Below are 25,559 nucleotides of genomic sequence, written 5' to 3' on the forward strand. Positions count from 1 at the left end.
TGGTAGTGTGGGGTCTCCCCATGTGAGAGTAGCACACCGTCAGGCTCCCAATTCGAAGAAGCCCGCTCATCTGAGCGGGCTTTTTTCGTTTGTGCGAACTATATTTTCCGAACTTAGGTTAATCATACCTTTGCTGCTAGGTTGTTAATTCAGGAATTTGACAAGACGGATGCGGGATACTATTACTTAACTAGTAAGGAATGCTGAATATATTATCTGGGTATCCTTTCTAACCACGGCATCTCACGGCTTAGTACATGAAAAGCCCTATATAACACTGCACGCATGTTACTTCAGATTTAATTAAATAGTATTAGAATATTCTTATTTCACTTAAGAAATAAGAAATAATTTGTATCGAAAAAATTTACAATTAATTTGCGAAGAACCCTGCTGAAATTCAGGAATTTGAAATTAGTAAATCAATTTCAATAGCTTATAGGTCCCGAAAAACTTGGTTTGTTTATTGCTAAAAACGCATACTGTACTTTGTAACAATATGTACAGAATTTTAAAAATGTAGTTTTGGTTTTACTACGGGAAATGGACTTATAAGGATCTGGAAATGAAAAATACATTTGTAAAGTTCGGAGCTATTGCTGGTCTCACTTTGGCTTCAGGCTTCTCCGCTAATGCGACAATCTTAACGGTTTTTGATGGAATCGCCGATGGTGTTGCGTCTTTTGACAGTACTGTAGCGGCTGCTGGTGAATCAGTAACTGTTGACATCTGGGACACGATTTCAGGTGGTGTAAGTATTGATCGTGGTGACTACGTGATCACTCAAAATGACGGTGGTGCCGGTAGTGTGAGCGGTTATGGCAGTATGTCAGGTCGGGTAATTGGTATTAATCCGTCTGGTGGTGGTTCAACTCCACGCACGGACCCAATGGATTACTTTGGTAGCGGCATTACTTTTACTTTTGATTCACCTGTGAATGCTGTTGGTTTTGAAGTAGGTGACTGGGCAACTTGCTGTTCTTCTCCTACAACAGATTTATTTATTTCATTTGATGGGGGCACGCCGATTATGGTTGCGTCTGCATCATCGACTGCAGAAGGACGCTTTCCTTCTCAGGTAAATCCGTCAGCATCAGTTTTCGAAATTTTCGTAGCAGCTTTTGATGACAGTGATGAATTCACTACTGTGTCTTTCTGGGGGAACGGTATCGGTGAAGTATTATATGCAGGTGGTCAGTTACGGTATGCGCTGTTAGGCCAATCTAGCTTGCCACCTACAACATCAGTACCTGCTCCAGCTACATTAGGTATGCTGGCTTTATCACTGGTTGCTCTACGTCGCTTTCGTCGTTCGTAAGTAACTTAGTTTAATCACAAACACCATACCTCATTAAAGCCGCACTTTCGTGCGGCTTTTCAGATTGCCTTATTGCCCAATTCTTTTACCTCATTTCCGGCTGAGTGATACACTTGCCTCTAAATATTCTCTACTTAGTAAAACATGAAAGCCAAAGCCTTCTTCCTCGACCGTGATGGCGTTATCAATATCGATCACGGCTATATTTCTTCGCCTGATTCATTTGATTTTGTTCCGGGTGTTTTTGATGCCTGCCGCACCATCAGAAAAAATGGATATGAAATCATCGTCGTTACAAATCAGTCCGGTATTGCGCGGGGCTATTACGACGAAACAGCGTTTATGTCATTAACTACATGGATGCTCGGTGAATTCGAGAAGGAAGGGATCAATATTAAAGCCGTAAAATATTGCCCGCACCATAGCAAACATGGAGAAGGGAAATATTTGCTGGATTGCTCATGCAGAAAACCTGAACCGGGTATGCTGCTTGACGCGGCGAAACAATTTGATATCTCACTCAGTGAAAGCGTCATGGTAGGGGATAAACTATCTGATATTGAAGCAGGACGCAGAGCGGGAATTTCTCAGTTGTACAAAATAGGCAAAGATGATGAGAACAAAGAAGGTTATTACGTTACCTGCAATAATTTATACGACGTGGTTACCCATTTCTTCAGTCCTGGCGACAAATAAATAAACCAGATAACGATATAAAATAGTCCACCTTTGCAAAACCAATAGTCGCTGACCGGCTTTAAGCGCTGCGATGCTTTTATTCTCTGGTCAGTTCGCCTACCATTGCGGCAAAGAGAAAAAGTATTATTAGACTGTGCCCACACTAACATCACACCACACTTTCCACCTCCCGGCCAATTGCAAAGCAGTTTGTCATTTTACAACGCCGGATGAGTTTCTCCTGAACTGGCGGGAGTCTGCCTGTAGCTATCTTTTGGGCGGAGGCAGCAACACGCTGTTTTTATCAGATTTTGACGGCACGGTATTTATCAATGGCATGCGGGGAATAGAAGTTAATACCTCCGAAGATAGTTACAGGCTGCGCGTCGCCGGCGGTGAGAACTGGCATAACCTGGTTACTCACTGTTTAAATAATGGTTGGTACGGTTTAGAAAATCTGGCACTGATTCCGGGGTCTGCAGGTGCAGCTCCAATACAGAACATCGGGGCTTATGGTCTCGAGGTCGGCAGATATATCGAGTCTGTTGAGTATATTGATATCACCACCGGTGAACAGCACACGTTATCCAACGATAAATGTGAATTTGGATATCGCGACAGTGTGTTTAAACGCCGTCTGTCGGGAAACGTACTGATCACCTACGTTAATTTTCGTCTGCCGGTAAATAACGAGCTGATTGTGTCTTATGGGGAGCTTGCAACACTGAAGGACCCGACACCGGAAAGTATCTACAACAAAGTGATTGAAGTGAGAAAGGCAAAGCTGCCTGATCCTGATCTGTTGGGCAATGCCGGTAGTTTCTTTAAAAACCCTGTCATTACCGCGGCCCGTTACGAAAAAATTAAAGATACATACGGAGAAGTACCGGGATTTGCAGCCGGGAGCGGTAAAAAGGTGCCTGCAGCCTGGTTAATCGATCAATGTGGATTCAAAGGCCGCGAAACGGGTGGTGTGCGATGTCATCCCACGCAACCTTTGGTGCTGACCAATACCGGAAACGCTTCCGGTGAGGACGTGATCAAGATGGCGGGTGATATTATTAATGCCGTAAATGAAAAATTTGATATTCAGCTGGAGCCGGAAGTCAGGCTTGTTGGCAAATCCGGAGTAATTACGTTATGAAGCAGGCCTCGAAAATTATACGACAGCACATTTTGTCTGTACTGGCTGACGGACAATTTCATTCCGGCGAAATCATTGCTCAACAGGTAGGGCTTTCAAGAACCGCTGTGGCAGGGCACATCTCGCAGCTTGCTGACTGGGGCCTGGATGTATTTAAAGTAAAAGGTAAAGGTTACAGATTGAATCAGGGTTTTCCTATGCTCAGTACAGAGCAAATCAAAAAACACCTGGCCAGACCAGGGTTGTCGACCATACAGGTAGAGCCGGTACTGGCGTCCACCAATACAGAAATGAAAAAACGTATTGCAACAGCACGGCACGATTTAGCTGATGGTGACGTAATACTTGCCGAAGTTCAAACAGACGGTAAGGGCCGCCATGGTCGTAAATGGACTGCGCCGGTGGGAGGCAGTCTTACTATGTCTATGTACTGGTCTTTTCCGGATGGTTATCAAAGCATGGCCGGATTGTCCCTTCTCGTTGGGGTAGCCATCTGCGAAGCGTTAAGAAAATTCAAAATTGAAGATGCTCAGCTTAAGTGGCCGAATGATATTTATCTGAATGGCCGTAAACTGGCCGGTGTTCTCATTGAAGTTGAGGGCCAGATCGGCGCTACTGCGCACAGTGTCATTGGTATTGGCCTAAACGTGAATGTACCCGACACCCAGTATGATGTGGGTCAACCTCACAGTGATTTAACCGGCTACTTAGGTGAAGTGCCCGACCGTAACAGGCTCGCTGCTGCTGTTATCGAATCACTCCGGGAGTTGTTGCCTGAGTTTACTCAGCGGGGCTTTGGCAAGTTCGTACCTTACTGGGAATCTCTGGATTTATTTGCAGACAAGAAAATTGTTTTGCAAATGGGCGACAAGCGTTTCTCCGGTATTGACCGTGGTGTGGATCAGAGCGGGGCGCTGCTGGTAGAAACTGAAGACGGTATTACCCGCTTCCATGGCGGTGAGGTAAGCCTTCGTGGTATCTGATACCGCCGTTCTGTTGGTTGATGCCGGGAACAGCAGAATAAAGTCTGTTGCTCTTGCTGATGTTAAAGATTCAGAGCCTCTTGTTCATACAGATGCAGATGCATTTATTCTTTGGCTGTCGGATACACATTTCTCCCATATTTTTTTATCTAATGTGGGTAAAAAAGACATTTCAGAAAAAATTATTCATTTCTGTGACACAGAAAATAGAGTCATTCAGGAAATTTTTACCGAAAAAGAAAATTTTGGGGTACGCAACAGCTATCAAGATGTCACAAAAATGGGTGTCGACCGGTGGCTGGCGATGGTCGCTGCACAGGAAATGACCGGAAAAATGTTTTGTGTGATCGACATGGGTACTGCAATTACCTGTGATTTTGTTGAAGATGGTCAACATTTAGGCGGTTGGATAAGTCCCGGTTTTCATCTTATGCGTGATGCTCTGGTTAAAAATACAGCAAGAGTCACCTCAGACAACTCAGTACCGCAAAATTTAGCACCGGGCTCTTCAACCGAAATGTGCGTTGCTCAGGGTTGTCATGCAGCGCTAAATGGTGTTTATTTAAGCGTGATTGATTATTTGCTGAGCAAACGATCCGATTTTGCTGTAATTATCGGCGGTGGAGATAAAAATATGCTTGCAATAAATCATTCCACTGATACTATCCGTTCCGCGAATTTGGTGGTGCAAGGTCTTGCCCGCTACGCAAGAAGTAAGCTTTTTGCGTAACATTTTTCGTTTAATTTGAAAGAGAAAACGCTCTGACAAAAAAACGAAAAAAAATAAAAAAGACGCTTGCACGGAGTAATAACTTACTCTAGAATGCGCACCCACTTGATGAGGAGCCGACTTAGCTCAGTTGGTAGAGCAACTGACTTGTAATCAGTAGGTCGCCAGTTCGATTCCGGCAGTCGGCACCAATCATCAAACTCTGGAGGGGTACCCAAGCGGTCAACGGGAGCAGACTGTAAATCTGCCGGCTCAGCCTTCGCAGGTTCGAATCCTGCCCCCTCCACCACTTTTTCATTGAGGTGGCCAGAGAATTAGGAACGCGGGCATCGTATAATGGCTATTACCTCAGCCTTCCAAGCTGATGATGCGGGTTCGATTCCCGCTGCCCGCTCCAATTTCCGTGCTGATATAGCTCAGTTGGTAGAGCGCACCCTTGGTAAGGGTGAGGTCGGCAGTTCAAATCTGCCTATCAGCACCATTTCTCCCCAGCTCATGTTTAAATTAATTGTTTTTTATTTTTAACGTAACTTTGCTGGGATACTAGAAAAATGGCAAAAGAAAAGTTTGAACGTACGAAACCCCACGTAAACGTGGGTACAATCGGCCACGTTGACCACGGTAAAACCACTCTGACTGCAGCAATCACTACCGTCCTTTCAAAGACTTACGGTGGTTCAGCTCAGGCTTTCGACCAAATCGATAACGCGCCTGAAGAAAAAGCTCGTGGTATCACCATCTCTACTTCACACGTAGAATATGACACGCCTACCCGCCACTACGCGCACGTAGACTGCCCGGGACACGCTGATTACGTTAAAAACATGATCACTGGTGCTGCTCAGATGGACGGCGGTATCCTGGTAGTTGCTGCGACTGATGGTCCTATGCCACAGACTCGTGAGCACATCCTGCTGGGTCGTCAGGTTGGTATCCCTTACATCATCGTATTCATGAACAAATGTGACATGGTTGATGATGAAGAGCTGCTGGAACTGGTTGAGATGGAAGTTCGTGAACTTCTGACTGAATACGAATTCCCGGGTGACGACCTGCCAGTAATCAAAGGTTCTGCTCTGAAAGCCCTTGAAGGTGACGCAGAGTGGGAAAAGAAAATCATCGAACTGGGTGAAGCACTGGATTCTTACATTCCAGAGCCAGAGCGCGCTATCGACAAGCCGTTCATCCTGCCAATCGAAGACGTATTCTCAATCTCAGGCCGTGGTACTGTTGTAACTGGTCGTGTTGAGCAAGGTATCATCAAAGTTGGTGAAGAAGTAGAAATCGTTGGTATCAGAGATACAACCAAAACTACTTGTACCGGTGTTGAAATGTTCCGTAAGCTGCTTGACGAAGGTCGTGCAGGTGAGAACGTTGGTGTTCTGCTGCGTGGTACTAAGCGTGATGACGTTGAGCGTGGTCAGGTACTGGCTAAGCCTGGTTCAATCACTCCTCACACTCAGTTTGAAGCGGAAGTATACGTACTGTCTAAAGATGAAGGCGGTCGTCACACTCCATTCTTCAAAGGTTACCGTCCACAGTTCTACTTCCGTACAACTGACGTAACTGGTGCCGTTGAGCTGCCAGAAGGCGTAGAAATGGTAATGCCTGGTGACAACCTGAAATTCGTCGTTGACCTGATCGCTCCAATCGCGATGGAAGAAGGTCTGCGCTTCGCAATCCGTGAAGGTGGTCGTACAGTAGGTGCTGGTGTTGTAGCTAAAATCATCAAGTAATTGATGACTACACACTAGTCCAAAAAAAAGGTCGCGCAAGCGACCTTTTTTGTTTTTCTTTTCCTCCCGCAAAATTAGCAACTTAAAACATATCGGCTATAGTTAAGTCACCTTCTTCGTTACTCAGTAATCCCAGCTTCTTCATGACAAAAAGTTTGGCAATTATCTGGCTGCTGTTCAGCGTTGTATTCTGTACAACGTCTTTTCATGCAAGCGCGTTAAATGCTGAAAACTCCATTGCTGTCGTCGTTCACTCCGACAGTGCCGTCCAGTCCCTTTCGAAAGCTGAAGTCATCGATTTATTTATGGGGCGTTTTACCGAGACATCTGACGGCGAAGTGCTTATTCCCCTTGATTACAAATCTGAGCTTCATCTGAAAGGAGAGTTTTATCAGACACTGGTGAACCGCTCCCTGCGTCAGGTGAACTCGTACTGGTCCCGCTTACTGTTTTCCGGTCGTGCCAAAGCGCCGGTTCAGGTGAATTCGGTAGCGAATCTTGGTGAGTTGTTTAATGGCAATCAGCACTATATTGCCTATGTTCCAATGAATGCTGTTTCAGAGGAGATGAAAATTGTTCTTGTACTCGAATAAAATCCGTCTCTTACTCGTTTTACCTTTGTTGCTGGTCTCTGCCGCGGCACAATGCGCGGATGACGATAACTGGCGGTTCAGCGGTTTTGCAACGGTGGGCGGCAGTTACAGCAGTAACGACGAGCTTGCGTTCCGTTCCTCTTATCTGAATAAGCCCAGAATGCATTTTAATGTCTTCACCGATACCATGATCGGGTTTCAGTTCAACTATCACTTCTCAAACGATCTGGACTTAGTGGTACAGGCTATTGCACAGGACCGCGGAGACAGCGAAGTTGCTAACTATTTTGAAATGGTCTTTCTTCGCTATCAGTTCGACCGGAACTGGTCAGCCCGTGTTGGCCGGATGAATTACAACGCCTATTTACTCTCTGAATACAGAAATGTCAGCTATGCCTATCCATGGGTAAGACCGCCGGTCGATTTCTATTTGCCCACTTCATCAGTGTCGTATGTGGACGGTGCTGAGATTCAATACCGCCATAATGCGAATAACGGCGTGTGGCAGCACACATTTGCTGCCGGAAAGTCAGAAAGTAATCTGTTTGCCCTCGACAGTTTTACCACGATTTATTACGACTATGTCCTGAATGCGACTACAACATACGAGGCATACGACTGGCTTGTAAAGGTAACCGGGTCCTACTTTATGGGAGACAGAACCCATTTTAACGGAGGAGATTTCGAGGCCTTTTATGATAGCCTTCTGGCGGTACCTGATGTGCTCTGGCCGGGCGTTGATGAAGTCTATGATCATTTGCACATGGACAATGAGGCTATCTGGTATTTGTCTTTAGGGTATCAGTACAACAACGATGAATGGCTCGTCATGGCAGAAATGGTCGCGATGGATTCAGCCTGGACCCTTTTATCTCCTTATGTATCCGGGTATATCAGCCTTGGCTACCGTTTTGGCGACTTTCTGCCTTACATCACCTTAGCGGGGATAGAAGAAACTGAATCATCCCGGCAACTGCCAGTTCCTGATTTCTCACAAGCGCCAGATGCAGAAACAGCACAATATCTCGGTTTACTGTCGTTCGCCAGCCAGGAGATTTCGAATGCGATTTCACAAAGTCAGCGCTCAGTTAGTGTGGGAGTTCGGTGGGATGTATCGCCGTCGTCAGCAATAAAATTCCAGTATGACCATTATTGGATTGACGTTCCCGGTTATGCGCTCTGGGGAGTGAGTTTGTATCAGCAAGTATCCGGAGACCACATGAGCAACGTTGTCAGCCTGACATACAGTACAACATTTTGACGTAACGCAAACGGATTGCACGAATGTTTCTACGCAGACTACACATCCGGGTTGCCTCTATTATCGCTCTTATCGGAGGGATTATTGCCATTGCCGGTGGCAGTATCGTGTATCAGCAGAGCGAAGACTCTCTGATGTTTATCACTAAACAACTGGTGGCACAACTCGCTGACAGTACCCGCAAGCCTTCTGCTATCGCCGTTTATGTGGAAGACGATATTCTGGCGAAGGAGATTACCGAAGGTCTGGTGAGAAATGATTTAGTTATGGCTGCCGTGGTGACAACTAATGAAGGGGTACTGGCCCAAAGCGGAGAGCTTATAACGCCGGAAGGCGGTGTTGTTATTCCTTTGATTCACCCGTTTATCGAAGATCAAACCATCGGGAAGCTCTCTGTATACCCGGATATTGAATTTATTCAGCGCAACGTAAGCGAGTTCGCGATGCAGGGGAGTTTATCGATGTTACTGGTTGCTCTTTGCATTACCGTGGCCGTAGCAATTGTGACTAACGAAATGCTGTCCAGGCCATTATTGAAGCTGAGCCGCGAGTTTGAGCGGGTTGACCCTTCCGATCCTGACAACCTGCAAACTATCACAATAGTGAAGAAACGGCAGGATGAACTGGGCAAGCTGATTAGCCGGATGAACGGAATGATATCCGCGACCCGGCATTTCTACTTACAGGAAAAGCAACTTCGCAAAGACACCGAGAAACTGGAACGGCAATTCCGTCTTCTTTTTGAGAGGGCTACTATAGGTATTGCGCTGATTTCCCCGAAAAAAGGCCTGTTGCAGGCAAATCCGGCGTTCAGAAGCATGCTGGGTAATATCAGTTCGCTGGATACATTTTGTCGTAAATTTAACGAGTCCGGGCAAGTTGAAGCCATCGCTTCCAGCTTCTCAAAAAGAGAAAACGCTGAACAGGACTCTGTCGACCTTTCTTATTACGAGAACGGGGAAGTTAAATGGGTGCACTGTCTGTTTGCTTGCGTCAGTGAACAACGTATCAGTCAGCATCGCGAGGGTGAGGTACTCATTGAAGTTATCGTTAATGATATTACCGGGCGCATGCGACGTGAAGAGCAGGTGCGCTTTGCTGCTGAACATGATCCCCTCACCGGTTTGCATAACCGGCGTGGCGGTGAACCTTTCCTCAGAAATCTTATCTCTGCCTCTGCCGGTAATGACAAAACCTTTGTATTGATGATGATCGATCTGGACAAGTTTAAACCGGTGAACGATGAGTATGGTCATGAAGCCGGAGATAAAGTACTTGAAGCGGTGGGAAGCCGGATCCCGAGATTTTTTGCCGATGTTACCTGTGTATGCTGTCGCTGGGGAGGTGATGAATTTGTTGTTGGCTTGCTGGCAGGCAGGACCTTCCTGAATGACATCGACATTCAGTGCAAACTGCTTATCGATATGATCAGCGTACCGGTACCTGTTGAAGGCGTCGGCACGTGTGCTGTTTCTGCAACCGTCGGCGCAATGCTGCTGAAGCGTGAGCATGCTGAACTGACCACTTTACTGGCGAAAGCTGATGAGTTGATGTATGCCGTAAAACGGGAACACCGGGGCGGACATCGCATCGAATCGTATTAGAATTTCCGCACTCTCCGGGCAGTGTTGCATTTATTCAGGTGAATGAACTGTAATGCATTATGTACGCAGGTAAAATTTAACAGCTTGTAAATTATCAGGATGTGTCGTCACACGCCTGTCAATGCTGTATAAAAAAGCTTCACAACTCAGTGTACATTTCGTTACTTTAAATAATGATAACAACGTACCCTCTAACTCAGGATTAATCTATGCAGTCAATAATGATCGTCGTCCTTGGCATCATAGGCATGCTACTAGGATGGTTTGTATACTCCAGGTTCATTGCCGATAAGATTTTCCGTCTCGACGACAGTTTTGTGACGCCTGCTCACGAACTGCGCGACGGAGTCGATTACGTTCCCACAAACAAAGTGGTTTTATGGGGCCACCACTTTACCTCCGTAGCCGGTGCTGCTCCCATCGTCGGGCCGGCTATTGCCGTGTACTGGGGTTGGGTTCCGGCCGTTCTGTGGGTGGTATTCGGTACCATTTTCTTCGCCGGTGTTCATGATATGGGCGCTTTGTGGGCGAGTAACCGCCATAAAGGGAAGTCCATGGGGGCGCTGTCTGAAAGTGTTATCGGGAAACGCTCCCGTGCGCTTTTCATGGTCGTCATCTTCCTCGTACTGCTTATGGTGAATGCGGTATTCGGCGTGGTGATTGCCAAGTCGTTTGTCTCTCAGCCTAACGCGGTTTTCCCTGCCTGGATGGCGATTGTTGTTGCCCTGGTGATTGGTCAGTTGCTCAAGCGCAATTTCAGCCTTATTCCCATGTGTGTGGTTGGTATTATTGTGCTTTATGCGTCGGTTTATGCGGGCAGTTATATCCCTCTTGAGCTGCCGGAAACCATGTTTGGTTTATCCGCTAACGCCAACTGGATCATCATTCTGTTCATCTATGCTGCCATTGCATCGCTGTTACCGGTGTGGATGCTGCTGCAACCACGTGATTTTATCAACGGTATGCAGTTACTGGTTGGCTTACTGCTGCTGTACGGAGCGGTATTTATGTCTATGCCGGATATCACGGCACCGGCGTTCAATACGCAAACTGCTATTGATACACCGAGCCTCATCCCGCTGCTGTTCGTGACCATTGCCTGTGGTGCTGTTTCAGGTTTCCACGGCATTGTATCTTCCGGTACCAGCTCCAAGCAGTTGAATAAAGAGACGGATGCCCGTTTCGTTGGGTATCTCGGTGCTGTAGGCGAGGGAAGTCTTGCACTTATCACCATCGTTGCAGTGAGTGGCGTAGCCTTAGCCGCATCCCCTGAGGAATGGCACGAAGTGTACAGTCACCTTGGCGACGGCAGTGTTGCTGCCTTCATTACCGGTGGTGCAAACCTTATCCAGCAAGGCTGGGGATTACCGGTAGATTTCTCGTCCACCATTCTTGCCGTTATGGTTGTACTGTTTGCCGGTACTACCATGGACTCAGGTGTGCGTTTACAACGTTACATCATCCAGGAATGGGGCGAGATTTATAACCTTAATATCCTCAAAAATGGCGTTGTCGCTACGCTGGTTGCAGTGGGTACCTGTTTGCTGCTGTCATTCGGTGCCGGTGGCGCATCCGGCTCCGGCGGTATGATCATCTGGCCATTGTTCGGGTCGACTAACCAAATCCTGGCGTCACTGACATTGCTGGTTATCTCGGTAATGTTGATCAAAATGAACCGCCCGGCCATATACACGCTTATTCCGATGACGTTTGTTCTGGTGATGGCATTCTTTGCCGGTGTCATTAAGCTTCAGGAATACTGGGCAGCGGAAAATTACCTGCTGGTATTCCTGGATGCAGTGGTACTGGTTGTCAGTGTGCTGGTTATGCTGGAAGCCTGGTCTGTTATCGCTAAATTCAAGCGGGAAAAACAGCAAGCTTAAGCATGCATCCTTACTGAAATTAAACAGCCGGCACTTGCCGGCTGTTTTGTTTGTACAGGTGGATAACAGAATATCTGCAAACTGCCTGCAGATACGTTATGGTTATTTTTCGCGTCTAATTAACGGGTTTAGCAACGCTATGTTTCTGCTGATTGTTTATATTTTAATAGCGCTGGGCTTTTCATTTCTTTGCTCGATAGCTGAGGCGGTGATCCTTAGTATTTCTTCTGCCTATATTTCAGTGCTGGAAAAGGAAGGCGCACCTTCCGGTAAATTGCTGCGGGGATTGACCGATGATATCAACAAGCCCTTATCCGCCATTCTGACATTAAATACCATTGCCCATACCATGGGAGCCGCGGGAGCAGGTGCGCAGGCCGCCGTGGTGTTTGGCGACGCATATCTGGGGATCATCAGTGCGATTTTGACCTTACTCATTCTGATCTTTTCTGAGATCATTCCAAAGACGCTGGGCGCAACCTACTGGCGGGCACTGGCGACACCGACGGCATGGTTTCTGAAATACCTCACCTGGTTATTAACCCCCTTTGTATGGTTTTCTGAAAAACTCACAAAAGGGTTTAAAGAAGAAAGCCCGCTAAGAGGGCTGAGCCGCAATGAATTGCAGGCAATGGCTGAGTTGTCCTGGCAGGAAGGACAACTGGCCGAAAAGGAGACCGCCTTTCTGAAAAACATGCTGAATATGCATGAAGTGAAGGTGCGGGATGCCATGACTCACCGTACGTCGATGTTCTCCTTATCGGAAACCATGACAGTGGAAGGCTTCTTCCATCAACATGCTCATATGGAGTTCTCCCGCATACCGGTTTACACCGGCGAAGACAGTGAGCATATCCATGGTTTTGTTATGCGTTCAGATTTACTGCTGGCCTACGCCAGAGGGAATACGCAAAAACAATTGAAAGATTACCGGCGGGATATGATCACGGTATTGAGCAGTATGCCTATTGCCAATGTCCTTGATTTGTTCATGACGCGGCGGGTGCACATTTTCATGGTAGTGGACGAATACGGCGGTCTGGAAGGAATTGTTACGCTGGAAGATATTCTTGAGCATCTTCTCGGTATTGAAATTGTGGATGAGAAAGACAATACGGTCAGCATCCGCAAATATGCACAGAATATGGCGCGCCGCCGGGCTGCCATGCTGATGAAAAACGTGCCTGACCTTGGCGGCGATGATTAAAAAATCCCTAGACCGCCAGAGGCAACTGCACCACAACACAAACGCCGGTGTTGTCCGGCAGGTTATTCAGTTGCACACGCCCTTTGTGGTAGCCAGCAATCATATTGGCAATAAACAGTCCTAAACCAAGGTGAGGGTGTTCAGCGGATTTGTGACGTTCTTCATCCGGCCTCACCGATACCATCGACTGCAACAGGTTGTCGTTCATGTTATCGGGCAACGGTGGTCCCGGGTTGGTCACCGACAGTTTTACTGATTTACCTTCCCGCCATAAGTGCACTGTAATCGTATCGCCGTTGTGACTGAACTCCACCGCGTTGGCGATAATTTTATCCAGCATCTGCGCGAATAAATCCCCTGAACCCCGTAATTTTGCCTCTTCCAGCGAGATTTTAAGTTGGAAGGTGCGTTCAGAAAAAACATGGGCGTAACCATCAAAACAGCCGGAAACGACAGCGGCTGCATCGAACAGTTCGGGGTCTTCCTGAGCGATAGCATGTTCCAGTCGTGTGGCTTCACTCATACTGTTTAAAATGGTGCTTAACCGGGTGATGCCGCTTTGCGCCCGGCCAATCAGAACAGACTGCTGGGAAGGATCTTTCACTTCGCTGATGGTGTCCAGTGATGAACGTACAACAGCAATAGGCGTCCGCAATTCGTGGGAGAGTCGTGAGGCCATGTTTTCCAGATACGAATTGTATTGCTGAAGACGGTTTAACACGCCGGCGAAGGACTGATGCAAGTCATCAATTTCATCTACACGGCGCACTGCCGGTAAACTGCCGACAATTTTGCCGTTATCGTCAATCACTGCCTCAGTGTTGTCTCTCAGTGTCCGCACCCGGTTAGAAATACGGTTAGCAAACAAAAATAAACTGAGGGTGCCCAGCAGCATCACTGCCAGGATTACATGGAAAAGTTGCTCCAGAGCACGGTTTCGCAGGGTACGGATGCCGTTGGTGGTTTGTTCAACCACCACTGCACCCATTACGTTTTCCTCAATATAAATAGGGTAAGCGGCGGAAAGAATAACGGCTTTACTGTCAGGAGAAAGCCGCCATAAGGAATCCGGTGTGCCGGACAGCGCCGAAGCAATATCTTTTCCGGCTAATGCATACGCGCCCTGTAACTCATCAACAAATCCGGCTGGCGGACGGGTCAGGATATGATAATAAAGCGGCAGCAAAACATGCTGCTCAAGCCACTGCCACCAGCGATAGCCCTGTTGCTCTTGGCGGCGTACTTTAAACCCGGAGGCGGACTGGATCGAGCCGGCTCTGGCAAGTACACGCATGTGGTTATCGACTACCCACACCCGTGAATCGGCATATTTAAGCCCGGAAAGGATGCGTTCAATTTCCGGCGACGGCGTCAGTACCGTGCCCATGCCGTCGGCCTGATTGGGGTTCGCTGTGCCCACCGCGTAGCGCTTCTCCCGGCTGGCCGGATCGTCCACATCAACCAGCGCAAAGGCGAGAGCGCCTGTGGTCATACTCAATGGAAAGCGTAGTTCAATGCCGTATCCCTCACCGGTTAGTTGCCAGCGGCCCTGAATACGCAGTTCGTTGTCTGTGGCTCTGTAGCCCCCCGGCGTGTCGTCCAGCTTAAATGCATTCACCCAGCCTTCTGAGTAAGGTGCAATGACAAAACGTTCCAGTTCGCCGTCACCGGCAATAACACTGATCAGTAAATGGTCACTCTGATCAACGGCCAGTGCGTTAGATGCACGCCACACAACGCTGTCATCCTGCACATCAAACATGGCATACAGGTATTTTCCGTAGCGTCCCACCATATGATTAAAAGACAGTGTCACCGGCGGAAAATCCGCAACTTTGCCAAACCACGAAACTACCTGACCTTCACCATATTGCTGACTGAGGCCAGAGACTGCATTCCAGTCTGAAAATTTGCCATCCAGCTGAATGGGAGTGGGGATGGGCGGAGCGTACAAATCTGTGCCGGGGCGAACATCTTTTAAGTAGGCAGACTGACTGTCAAACAGGGCCGGGCGTTCGTGCAGCGCAGTGGCCACCGCTCTTGCTGTACCAATCATGGTTTGTTCCTGCCCGGTCCGCAAATATTGTTCAAGCTCCCACACATAGCGGTACCCCAGCCAGGGGATGGTGAACAGAAATAGCGACAGCACCAGCAATTGCAGGCGGATAGAAAAGCGTAAGTTCACGAACAATCAGCCCTGCCAGCGATAACCCATGCCATACACCGTATCGATATGATCAAAGGTGCTGTCCAGCTGGATAAACTTTTTGCGCATGCGCTTAATATGGGACGTAATGGTGGTGTCGTCGACAACCATCCGTGATTCGTCCATCAGTTGTTGCCGGCTTTTTACGTGGCCGGGATGTTTGATCAATGCGTGCAGCATCCAGAACTCTGTGACTGTTAAGGCAACCGGCTCGTTCTTCCAGCTTACTGTCATGCGGCTGACATCTACACTTAAATGACCAAGCTGAATTTGTTCGCTCTGTTGCTTCGGCGATGACAATAAGTCCGTGCGCCTGAACAGGGCGGCGATACGTGCGAGCAGATGCGCCATACTGATATCTTTTGTCAGGTAGTCGTCGGCTCCCATACGCAGTCCGCTGATGGTATCCACATCGTTGTCTCTGGCGGTAAAGAAAATGACCGGCATGGTCTGGGATAGCTGTCGCAATTGCTGACACAGCATAAAGCCGCCTTCCATTTCTTCTTTCAGGCCAATATCAATAATAGCCAGATCAGGGAGCGCCTGTGAGAAAGCATCAGAAGCGGATGGTCTGTCAGCATAGGCATTCACCTGATAACCCTGCGCCTGCAGTGCAGCAATATAGTTTTCCCTGATGGCGGCATCATCTTCAACAAGAGCAATAGTTCTTGGCATCGTCATTAATCTTTTCAGTTTCAGTGGCATGACTATACACCATGAAAACTGAACAATGCCTGATTAAGACAAAATTCCCCCGTAACGCCACTTTTTAGCCATATTTGCCCTGTTTAACCGGCGTAACGTGGTGCAGGTGACCTGATTGCCCCGATTTATCACAATGCTTCGCCACCTTTCCCCATTTCACTTGGAGCATGGTCAGATTGTGCCGGTTTAATTATTACCATCAACACTCACTCTGGTAAGGAAATGAACATGACAGGTAAAAAAGTACTTTTAGCAGGCATCATCGCGGTTATGGTTAACCCGGTAGCACAGGCTGCCAGTGACAGGCATTATCAGGAACAAAAAGACAAAGCTGCGGCAGTCGGATTAGGAACCGGCGTGGTTATCGGTGCTATTGTGGCAGGCCCTGTTGGCGCCGGCGTTGCCGGTATTCTGGGGGCCGTGATTGGTGACAGCAAGGCAACCAGTGAACAGTTAAAAGACACACAAGCTGATTTAATGGCCAGCAATGCTGCATTAACTGAATCTCAACAGCAGCTTCTGGCTGTAAGAGATGCACTGGAATCGGCGCAGCTTCAGGCTTCAATCACTCAGGTAGGTTTGACGTCGTATCCGGAAGAGCAGGTGATGGCGATGGAGAGTGCCATTCAGTTTAAGAGCGGCTCTGACGATATCGAAGCACTCTATAGTACGCAGCTTGATCTGATTGCGAAGGCGCTTAAGCAACATGAAGGGCTGGGGATCCGGTTAACCGGTTATGCGGATTATCGCGGCGAAGCCACCTTTAACCAGACATTGTCAGAACAGCGCGCCGGCGCGGTTAAACAGGCACTCACAGCACGGGGTGTGAGTGAAGATAAAATTGCCCTGCTTGCTGTCGGGGAAGCGGGCAGTCAGCATTCTTCTGCAGAAAATACCTTCTTCGACCGCAAAGTGGTTATGCAAATCTTGCCAGCCGGACAGGCTATGACGGCACAGCGCTAATTCCTTTCGTTAATCCTCCCAACCCCAACGTTTAGCGCCCGCAACGGGCGCTTTTTTCATGTTATTATTAACGGCTTAATGAAAACAAAACAGGCAAAGCATGAAAGCGCTGGATATCACAGATTTGAAGAAAATCTACAAAGGTGGCGTGCAGGCACTGCGCGGCGTCAACCTGCATGTAGATGAGGGTGATTTTTTTGCCCTGCTGGGACCTAACGGTGCCGGTAAATCCACCACCATCGGCATTATCAGTTCACTGGTTAACGCCAGCGAAGGCGATGTGAAAGTGTTCGGGTACGACCTGAATACTGAAAAAGAAAAGGCTAAATCCTGCATTGGCCTGGTGCCGCAGGAATTCAACTTCAACCAGTTCGAAACCGTACTGCAAATTGTACTGAATCAGGCGGGTTACTATGGTGTGCCCCGCAACGTGGCTAAAGAACGGGCCGAAAAATACTTAAAGCAGCTCGACCTGTGGGAAAAGAAAGACATGGCTGCGCGCACGTTGTCAGGAGGCATGAAGCGCCGCCTGATGATTGCACGGGCGTTAATGCACGAACCCAAATTGCTGATTCTGGATGAGCCCACAGCCGGTGTGGATATTGAAATCCGCCGTTCCATGTGGGACTTCCTTAAAACCATCAATGAACAGGGGATCACTATCATCCTGACAACCCATTATCTCGAAGAAGCGGAAATGCTGTGCCGCAATATCGCGATCATTGATAAGGGAACAATAGTGGAAAACACCAGCATGAAGTCACTGCTGGCCAAATTAAGCATGGAAACATTTGTGCTGGACCTTGGCAATTACGCTAACAAGCCGGTCATTTCAGGTTTTACTCACCGTTTGCTGGATGAAAATACGCTGGAAGTGGATGTGGAGAAAACTGAAGGGCTGAATCCGGTATTTACCCAGTTAACAGAGCAATCGGTGCCGGTGCTCAGTATGCGTAACAAGTCGAACCGCCTGGAAGAGTTGTTTGTTACCCTGGTCGAGAATGGCCGTAAAGCCAAAGAGGAGGCGTAATCATGCACGGACAAAATAACTGGATTGCGCTGAATACTATCTGGATTAAAGAATGTACCCGCTTTCTGCGCATCTGGGTACAAACACTGGTGCCACCGGCAATTACTATGACACTGTATTTTGTCATTTTCGGTAGTCTGATTGGCGAACGGATTGGTCAGATGGGCGGTTTCACCTATATGGAGTTTATTGTACCCGGACTGATCATGATGTCTGTGATCACGAACTCTTATTCAAACGTGTCATCGTCGTTTTTCAGCGCCAAATTCCAACGCAATATTGAAGAATTGCTGGTGGCTCCTGTACCGACCTGGGTGATCATTTTCGGTTACGTGGGCGGCGGCGTGGCCCGTGCTATCTTAATCGGCATTATTGTGACCTGTGTATCAATGTTTTTCGTTGATGTGCAAATTCACAACCTGGCCGCTATTGTGGTTACCTTGCTGCTTACCTCGACCTTATTTGCTACCGCCGGTCTGGTAAACGCGGTATTTGCAAAAACCTTTGATGATATCAGCATGGTGCCCACTTTTGTGCTGACCCCGCTGACTTATCTGGGCGGTGTATTCTACTCGTTAACGCTGTTACCGGAATTCTGGCAAATTGTCAGTAAGGCGAACCCGATCGTGTACATGGTGAATGGTTTCCGCTATGGCTTTTTAGGTGTGTCAGACGTTAATGTTTCTGTATCCATTGCCATTCTTATCGGCTTCAACGTGGTGCTTTACGCTGTTGCACATCATCTGCTGACAAAAGGTAGCGGGATCCGGAGTTAACTGTGAGTACCGGTAATTCCCGAGAAGTATTAAGTAATCAGCAGGGCATTCATGAGAAGCTTGATGAACTGGTTGAGCGGTACCGCCGCACGGAAAACCAGCGTCCGGTGAGTGACCATACCCGCGCATCTTTTGATGACGTGTGTGCGTGGTTGGATGACTGGCAGGGCGATGTGATTCTGGATTCCTGCTGTGGGGTAGGGGAAAGCACGGCCAACCTGGCTGAACGCTTTCCTGATGCCAGAGTTATTGGTATTGATAAGTCGGCGCTGAGAGTAGATAAGCACGTGCACTATCAGTCAGAAAATCAGAACTACGCTGTGTTTCGTGCAGATGTGAATGATTTCTGGCGCCTGGCTCGCACGGCGGACTGGAATATTGTGCAGCACTTTTTGCTGTACCCTAATCCTTATCCGAAACCGTCTCAGGTACAAAAGCGCTGGTACGCTTCTGCTGCCATGGTGGATATTATGGCGCTGTGCAGCAACATTGAGGTGCGCAGCAACTGGTTATTGTATCTGATGGAATTTGCCCGCGCGGCAAGTCACTATGGTTTATCCGGAGATATCAGTGAAATTACCGGTGATAACCACATGACCCCGTTCGAGCGGAAGTACCGTGGCAGCGGGCAACCATGCTGGCGGTTGAATACCCGTTACGATGAAGCTGATTAAATACATTTGTAAGCAGTAAAGGCCGGTTATCCGGCCTTTACTATTCTCAGAACGTCAATTTCTCCCTTTTAGATATGGAAGAATCGTCACTGAACACGATTAATCTCAGGGAGTGGACGTCATTTCAAGTTTGAGTAACCCTCCCCGGGTAATTTCTCCGTGTGTCAGATACCGGCGGTTAAGAGGCTTACCGTTTAACCATGCCGATTTAATATAACGATTTTCGTCACTGTTGTTCACGGTCTCAATCGTGAAATTTTTGCCACTGTAATAACGTTCATCTAAAGCAATGGTGATACGATCAAAGATCGGGCTTCCTATTTGATAAACGGGCTCTTGACGCGCGCCGCCATCGACCTGGAATAATCCGATTTTCATTAATACCGCAAGTGAACCCATTAATCCCTGGTCTTCATCACCGTTGTAGCCATGCTCAGGTGACAAGTTTTGATAAACCTGATTGACCACCTCCCTGGACCAATATTGGGTTTTGCCCGGCTCACCGAGTTCATTAAAGATAAAAGCGGTTTGAATTGAAGGTTGATTGCCGTAGTTCACAGGAATACGGCGGTACTCTTCGTGGGTTTCCTGAGCGTGCGCGGTACCCGAAGTAAATCCAAGTTTTTCAGCGGCTTCAAAGGCCTCATTCAAACGATTGGCTGCGACTTTTTCCCCACCCATTAAATCAGCGAGGCCGGCAATATCGTGAGGTACGTACCACGTCATTTGTGCTGCGTTCGACTCGACGAAACCGTGCCGGTATTCAAACGGGTCAAAGTCGGCTTTCCACTTTCCATTTTCATCTTTCGGACGCATGAAACCGGTCCCGGTATCATAAATATTCCGATAATTGAGACTACGGTTTTTCAGCCACTCAGCATCTTCAGCAAGGCCGAGTTCCTGCGCCAACTGTCCCAAAGTCCAGTCTTGATAAGCGTATTCAAGGGTTTGACCTGCTCCATCGCGGTGGAACGCGTCGCTTTCAACTGGCAGCGGGTAAGGCACAAAGCCCTTCTCGATATAATATTCCAACCCGCCACCTATGGCAGAGTCGTGTTCATAGCCTGCGTGGCTCATCATACCGCCTGGTAAGTGATTTTTTTTCAGCGCTTCATAGGCTTTCAGCGGGTCAAAATCATGAATACCTTTTAAATAAGTGCTGACGATAAATGGCGTAGACGAGGCGCCTGTCATTACGTAAGTGTAATTTCCACCAGATGGCCCTCTGGGCACATAGCCGCCATCTTCCGCCATGGTCAGCATCGAGTTTGAAAAGTCAGACGCCACCTTGGGATAGGCCAACGGCCACAAGGTTTGAATAGTCCACTGAGCGCCCCAGAAGGAATCTGAGTTGTGGTGATTGAATTCAGGTTGGTGTTGCGCATTTAAGGGGAGTTGTTTGATTTTTCGTTCAGCGCTGGTTTGATCTGAATAGCGGCCATCAACATCAGAGATAATTCGACGCCCTTGAAGCGCGTGGAATAAATCGGTGTAAAAACGACGGCGCACTTTTTCACTTCCCCCTTCTACCCGGATTTTCCCTAACCATTCATTCCAGGTATCACGTGAAGCCGCTACAGTGGCGTTGAAATCCCATCCGGGTAACTCAGATTGCATGTTTTGCTTAGCACCATCCTCATCTACGTAAGAAATAGCCACTTTCATCAGCACGTCATCTGTAGAGTCATCCAGTGTTAGCAGCGCTGCTGTTTCATTGACATCAATTTTGGCAACCGGCTTGTTCAGTTTGATATAAAAAAACACTGGTGTAGGGCGCGGGCGACGAATAGTGGGTGCATTAATCACAGAACCACTAAACGTGGTGTCATCAATTTGGGTAAAGCTGCCTTTGGATAACTCCGAGGGACCAAATTGACCCTCTAAATCCAGCAAGATCTGTTTCGGTCCCGCTTGTGTATATTCATAGTGATGAAAGCCAACGCGGGTGGTGGCGGTCAACTCAGCGTTGATGCCATAGCGCTCAAGGATGAGTGAATGGTAACCAGCCGCTACATTTTCTTTGTCGTGACTAAACGCAGAGAAATAGTCGTTTTCTATGTCTGCCAGTGGTCGCTGTTGAGAGATAGGAAGCACTGATAAACCTGACAACTGCCATGCATGGACATGGTTGAAGCCTTTTACTTCCTCAGTGTTATACCGGTATCCACTACCCCATGCTCCGTCAATTTCGGTGTCGGGGCTGAGATTCACCATGCCGAACGGTCGGGTGGCTGAATTAAAGTAAAACCAGCGGGAATTGGCTGAATCTAACCAGGGCCATACCGCATCGACAGGGGCAAGCTGTTCACTCACTGCTTGTTGCACAGAAACCGGTGCTTCTACTTTATTAGATTTTTCACAGCCAGCCAGCGCCGCACTGACAAATAACGCTGAAACAGCGCAATGCGTTAATCGCATGTCTTTCTCCAAGAGGGTTGCGATCAATCACACCGATGCATTAGGGGTCAGGTAACTAGTCGTCGTTTAAGGTGCACTCTGAGAACTCATTGATGACTCGCTGGATATGGGATCTCATTGCTTGTTTTGCCCGACTTTCGTCTCTGCTTTGTAATGCTTCTATAATCAGGTGATGATCTTCAATTATTGGTGACGCACCACGACGGCGAATTAACGCATCGAAAGTGGTATTCATTTCAGACCGGTTACGTAGCGACCACAACCCACAGATGATTTCGTAAATACTGGAGTTTCTTGTTGATTGTGCGATCAGCTCGTGAAAACTTCGGTCATAACTATGTGTTTTTGCTAAATCCTGACTCTCAAGATTTTGCATTTTCTTTTGAAACACTTTTAACTGATGAATTTCCTGATGAGTAATCCGCTGAGAAGCTAAAGCTGCGGCTTCTGATTCAAAATACAAACGGGCTTCCAGAATTTCAAACGGGCCGGGTAAGTTTTCTTCGATGTTGAGTTCGCTACGGCCAGATTCAGCGATGACATACACGCCGGAGCCCGAGCGAATTTCCACAATACCACTCACTTCCAGCGCGATCATTGCCTCGCGGATAGTGGGGCGGCTAACATTAAAGGTTTCCGCAAGTTTGCGTTCTGCCGGTAGTTTTTCACCGACACGTAAACTACCCTGACTTATCATCTCCAGGACTTGTTCGGCGATTTGCAAATAAAGGCGCTTGCTTGATAAATCATTAATTTGAAAGTGCATGAATATTGTTTTTTCTGAACCTGCTTTACTTCCACTCTAGCGTCTTACTGTTCGGGTGGTCAATTTACATGACCAAATAAAAGTATGTGGTTACCAAAAAAGGTAACCACATAAGCTCAATTGTCAGAAGCTGTACGTTACACCCATGAAGTAGGTAGAGCCAAAGGTCGCAACAGATTGTAACCGGGCTTTCTCGAAACGTGTTCCACGCTCGTAATCGCCGTTAACGTTAATACCTTCCAACGACACTTTTACGCCATTCTCAAACTCGTATGACATGGATACATCGACTTGTTTCCGGGCATCGAGTAAGCTTCCGGGATTAGGCACTATGGCACTGCTGTCACCGAAGTTTTCACCTGTTTTTGAGCCATCATTCAATGAATATTCACTGCGATAGTTCATGGCAATACGAATGGCGAAACCACCATTTTCGTAATAACCAATGAGGTTGGCAGTACGTTCTGATGAACCCAGAAGCGGTTGTTCTTCTTGTGGATTGTCTGCATCCAACAGGGTGTAGTTAGCGATCATGCCCAAACCATTAAATGGTGCTGGCAAGAAATCAAACGACTGGTTATAAGCAAGCTCAATACCATTGATCTCTAAAACACCATCGGTCGCACGATTTCGTGTGATGTTATAGATATAGCCATCGGTGCCACGACATTCACCGGTTGCTGAGTCAAATGAAACATCGGCTAATTGGAAATCACCCGGGCATACTGCCTCAGTAATAACCTGATTTTTAACTTCTTTTTTGAAGTATGCCAGAGTAATTGCACTTGATTCATTGAAGTACCATTCTGCGCTTAAATCGTACTGGTTAGCGGTCAGTGCCGGAAGGTCGAAAGAGCCTTCAGAGACATTCACAATAATATCGGTACCGTTGTCCAGAGTCGCAATCTCGCGGCCAAAGCTCGCGGTTTCACCAATAATCGGGCGCACCAATACTTTGCCTGCCGCAGCACGAATCACGATGTCGTCGGTTAGATCATAGGCAAGGTTTAAGCTTGGTAGCCAGTTGTCATAATCAAAGCTACTCGATGACGGTTCGGCAGAATCGCCGCCGATATCCGTAAATGCGCCTGTTGTTACTTGAATTCCGCCGTCATAAGTAACGGTGTCAACGGTACGATCTGTTTTAGCGTAACGTACGCCAATATTACCGCGAAGGTAATCATTACCAAAGTCCAGCTGTGTATAAAAATTGGTAATGTTGCGATCGATTTGAAAGAATCCGGCTTCCTGGAAGTTTGGTTCAATTGTCAGACCCGATTCATCAAAGGCTTGCAGGTAAGCATCAACATCCGGTAATACATAATTCAAGTTTAACCCGGCGAACTCACCGCCGCTAAAGTCGTTTACGGTATAACTCGCTTCTGCAACGGTGGGGAAAGGCGCAGTATAAATATCGTCGTCACGGAAATTCCGGTCATAACGCGTACTTTCGGTATCCAGAGTTTGTCTGCGGTGCTTGAAACCAAACTTCACGGCTTTGAAGAAATCGCTGTCGAGATAATAGTTGAAGTCAACCTGTGCAGCGAGCTCGTCAGTATCGTAAGTTTGCACTTTACCTGAGATGTCATTACGAAACAGATTATCTAACGCCCATGAGCTGGGATCTGACACCGGATTGAGGCCGTTTGAAGTGAATACGGGATTATTTGGATCCATGTCGACTTCAAGGTCTGAACGAATACCTAATACAACTGCGCGTTCTACGATATCAATGCTTCCCGCAGTGTAATGGAGTGCACTATTCATGGTGAAATCATCGGTAATCATCCATTCTGATGTACCTGTTACAGCATAGCTGGTGCGGTCTTCAGTTTGACGGGTATGGTTGGCTTCTACGCGAATGTTCTCAGCAAGGATATGGTCTACAGTATTATCTGTTTGGCCCAGGTAGGTAAGGGTGGGTTCAGGATCACCACCACCAAAAAGTGGAACTAACTGCTGGAAGTAAATCTTACGTTCATCCTGTGCAAGAATCCCTGTTAATCCAAATTCCAGAGTATCGCTGGCTACATATTGTATTGCTGTATTTAACAGATAACGTTGCGTGTTGCCGTCTTCGCGGCGCATACGGGGACGATTGGTTCGTTCCAGTGGGATGCCATTAGCTGCGTAATCGCTTTCGCCATCGCTGTTCAGGTCAACATCGGAAAAACGTTGGCTGTACATTAAGTCATAACGGGTATCGAGTTCCTGATAACCAAAGTTAACTAAAACACCAAGGTTGTCATTAAATTGGTCGATATACGTAAAGCTTCCGCCGGGTGTGGCACTGCTGCGGTCTTCTGAGTAGTTTGCCTCGACTTTTGCAAGCATCTTGCGTTCGGAATAGTTGAGAGGCTTAGCTGTGCCTATATTCACAGCACCAGACAAGCCGCCTTCATCCATTGATGCGCTGGGAGTTTTGAATACCTGAATTTCTGATGCCAGTTCTGACTGCACAATATCAAAGCGGAAGCCACCGTCAAATTGTGCGCTGGCAAACGCCTGACCATTCAGAGTTGTTGCCGCATATTCGGGGCCTAGTCCCCGAATGCTGATCAACGCACCGCGTCCGTTCGAACGTTGAATTTGAATTCCGGCAATACGTTGGATCGATTCGGCGATATTTTCATCAGGAAAACTTGAAATGTCGTCAGCGGAAATGGCGTCAGAGACACCTACTTCGTAACGCTTCATCGACAATGCTTTGGTGACACTAGAACGAATCCCTTTAACTTCTATCACTTCAGGATCCTGTGAGCTTGTTTCTTGCGCTAGCACCGTAATTGGTAATGCCAGTGCCAAAGCTGTGGCTAACGGTGTGAGTGTGTATTGCGCCCCGAATCGTCTTCTCATGCTGTCTCTCCCAGTCTTATGAATAATT

Annotated in this window: 20 protein-coding genes and 4 tRNA genes; 19 read left to right on the plus strand and 5 right to left on the minus strand. The window is 47.6% G+C overall.

What is annotated here, in order from left to right; genetic code table 11:
* Positions 1-565: 565 nt before the first annotated feature.
* The 15 genes from ACXAH4_RS05545 (at position 566) to ACXAH4_RS05615 (ending at position 13,137) form a co-directional block, all read left to right on the plus strand.
* Positions 566-1,318 (plus strand): hypothetical protein, encoded by a 753-nt coding sequence (locus ACXAH4_RS05545; protein ID WP_474845350.1) that lies wholly within the window; start codon positions 566-568, stop codon positions 1,316-1,318.
* Between the two features lie 144 nt (positions 1,319-1,462).
* Positions 1,463-2,014: a D-glycero-beta-D-manno-heptose 1,7-bisphosphate 7-phosphatase gene (gene gmhB, locus ACXAH4_RS05550; protein WP_474881095.1), complete on the plus strand. Its 552-nt coding sequence runs from the start codon at positions 1,463-1,465 to the stop codon at positions 2,012-2,014.
* Between the two features lie 136 nt (positions 2,015-2,150).
* The gene (murB, locus tag ACXAH4_RS05555; protein WP_474845346.1) at positions 2,151-3,140 is read left to right on the plus strand and encodes a UDP-N-acetylmuramate dehydrogenase; all 990 of its coding nucleotides are present in this window, start codon (positions 2,151-2,153) and stop codon (positions 3,138-3,140) included.
* Positions 3,137-4,123 carry a bifunctional biotin--[acetyl-CoA-carboxylase] ligase/biotin operon repressor BirA gene (gene birA, locus ACXAH4_RS05560; RefSeq protein WP_474845344.1) on the plus strand — a complete coding sequence of 329 codons (987 nt, stop codon included), beginning with the start codon at positions 3,137-3,139 and terminating at the stop codon, positions 4,121-4,123. The genes murB and birA overlap by 4 nt, the downstream gene beginning before the upstream one ends.
* Positions 4,113-4,853, plus strand: coding sequence for a type III pantothenate kinase (locus ACXAH4_RS05565; protein WP_474881097.1), 741 nt, complete (start codon positions 4,113-4,115; stop codon positions 4,851-4,853). The genes birA and ACXAH4_RS05565 overlap by 11 nt, the downstream gene beginning before the upstream one ends.
* A gap of 115 nt (positions 4,854-4,968) precedes the next feature.
* Positions 4,969-5,044 (plus strand) — tRNA-Thr (locus tag ACXAH4_RS05570).
* Between the two features lie 13 nt (positions 5,045-5,057).
* Positions 5,058-5,142 (plus strand) — tRNA-Tyr (locus ACXAH4_RS05575).
* A 33-nt stretch (positions 5,143-5,175) separates the two neighbouring features.
* Positions 5,176-5,250, plus strand: a tRNA-Gly gene (locus ACXAH4_RS05580).
* Between the two features lie 8 nt (positions 5,251-5,258).
* Positions 5,259-5,334, plus strand: a tRNA-Thr gene (locus tag ACXAH4_RS05585).
* A gap of 70 nt (positions 5,335-5,404) precedes the next feature.
* Positions 5,405-6,589, plus strand: a complete 1,185-nt coding sequence (gene tuf, locus ACXAH4_RS05590; protein WP_474845340.1) for an elongation factor Tu — start codon at positions 5,405-5,407, stop codon at positions 6,587-6,589.
* Positions 6,590-6,732: 143 nt separating this feature from the next.
* The gene (locus tag ACXAH4_RS05595) at positions 6,733-7,182 is read left to right on the plus strand and encodes a hypothetical protein (RefSeq protein WP_474845338.1); all 450 of its coding nucleotides are present in this window, start codon (positions 6,733-6,735) and stop codon (positions 7,180-7,182) included.
* Positions 7,169-8,443: a hypothetical protein gene (locus ACXAH4_RS05600; RefSeq protein WP_474881098.1), complete on the plus strand. Its 1,275-nt coding sequence runs from the start codon at positions 7,169-7,171 to the stop codon at positions 8,441-8,443. The genes ACXAH4_RS05595 and ACXAH4_RS05600 overlap by 14 nt, the downstream gene beginning before the upstream one ends.
* 23 nt (positions 8,444-8,466) lie before the next feature.
* On the plus strand, positions 8,467-10,047 hold the full coding sequence (locus ACXAH4_RS05605; protein ID WP_474881100.1) for a sensor domain-containing diguanylate cyclase: 1,581 nt from the start codon (positions 8,467-8,469) through the stop codon (positions 10,045-10,047).
* A 209-nt stretch (positions 10,048-10,256) separates the two neighbouring features.
* A complete protein-coding gene (locus ACXAH4_RS05610; RefSeq protein WP_119499905.1) occupies positions 10,257-11,930 on the plus strand; it encodes a carbon starvation CstA family protein in 1,674 nt (557 codons plus the stop codon).
* Positions 11,931-12,069: 139 nt separating this feature from the next.
* Entirely contained in the window at positions 12,070-13,137 is a 1,068-nt protein-coding gene (locus tag ACXAH4_RS05615; RefSeq protein ID WP_119499906.1) for a CNNM domain-containing protein, read from the plus strand.
* 7 nt (positions 13,138-13,144) lie between these two features.
* Here ACXAH4_RS05615 and pdsS read toward each other — a convergent pair whose 3' ends face one another.
* Positions 13,145-15,322 carry a proteobacterial dedicated sortase system histidine kinase gene (gene pdsS, locus ACXAH4_RS05620; protein ID WP_474881102.1) on the minus strand — a complete coding sequence of 726 codons (2,178 nt, stop codon included), beginning with the start codon at positions 15,320-15,322 and terminating at the stop codon, positions 13,145-13,147.
* Between the two features lie 6 nt (positions 15,323-15,328).
* On the minus strand, positions 15,329-16,018 hold the full coding sequence (gene pdsR / locus ACXAH4_RS05625) for a proteobacterial dedicated sortase system response regulator (protein ID WP_474881362.1): 690 nt from the start codon (positions 16,016-16,018) through the stop codon (positions 15,329-15,331).
* A gap of 258 nt (positions 16,019-16,276) precedes the next feature.
* Here pdsR and pdsO point away from each other — a divergent pair, with 258 nt between their 5' ends.
* From pdsO to trmB, 4 genes are all read left to right on the plus strand, one after another.
* On the plus strand, positions 16,277-17,011 hold the full coding sequence (gene pdsO / locus ACXAH4_RS05630; protein ID WP_474881103.1) for a sortase-associated OmpA-like protein PdsO: 735 nt from the start codon (positions 16,277-16,279) through the stop codon (positions 17,009-17,011).
* Positions 17,012-17,111: 100 nt separating this feature from the next.
* Positions 17,112-18,041, plus strand: coding sequence for an ABC transporter ATP-binding protein (locus tag ACXAH4_RS05635; protein ID WP_119499908.1), 930 nt, complete (start codon positions 17,112-17,114; stop codon positions 18,039-18,041).
* Positions 18,042-18,043: 2 nt separating this feature from the next.
* Positions 18,044-18,817 carry an ABC transporter permease gene (locus ACXAH4_RS05640; protein ID WP_474881105.1) on the plus strand — a complete coding sequence of 258 codons (774 nt, stop codon included), beginning with the start codon at positions 18,044-18,046 and terminating at the stop codon, positions 18,815-18,817.
* Between the two features lie 2 nt (positions 18,818-18,819).
* On the plus strand, positions 18,820-19,491 hold the full coding sequence (gene trmB, locus ACXAH4_RS05645) for a tRNA (guanine(46)-N(7))-methyltransferase TrmB (RefSeq protein ID WP_474881107.1): 672 nt from the start codon (positions 18,820-18,822) through the stop codon (positions 19,489-19,491).
* 105 nt (positions 19,492-19,596) lie between these two features.
* On the opposite strand, the gene ACXAH4_RS05650 is transcribed toward trmB, so the two are convergent.
* The 3 genes from ACXAH4_RS05650 to ACXAH4_RS05660 form a co-directional block, all read right to left on the minus strand.
* On the minus strand, positions 19,597-21,909 hold the full coding sequence (locus ACXAH4_RS05650; RefSeq protein ID WP_474881109.1) for a GH92 family glycosyl hydrolase: 2,313 nt from the start codon (positions 21,907-21,909) through the stop codon (positions 19,597-19,599).
* Between the two features lie 55 nt (positions 21,910-21,964).
* Positions 21,965-22,675 carry a FadR/GntR family transcriptional regulator gene (locus ACXAH4_RS05655; protein ID WP_474852180.1) on the minus strand — a complete coding sequence of 237 codons (711 nt, stop codon included), beginning with the start codon at positions 22,673-22,675 and terminating at the stop codon, positions 21,965-21,967.
* A gap of 123 nt (positions 22,676-22,798) precedes the next feature.
* Positions 22,799-25,456, minus strand: coding sequence for a TonB-dependent receptor (locus ACXAH4_RS05660; protein ID WP_474845317.1), 2,658 nt, complete (start codon positions 25,454-25,456; stop codon positions 22,799-22,801).
* Between the last annotated feature and the right edge of the window lie 103 nt (positions 25,457-25,559).

The organism is Alteromonas sp. ABV2_168, assembly GCF_056161165.1.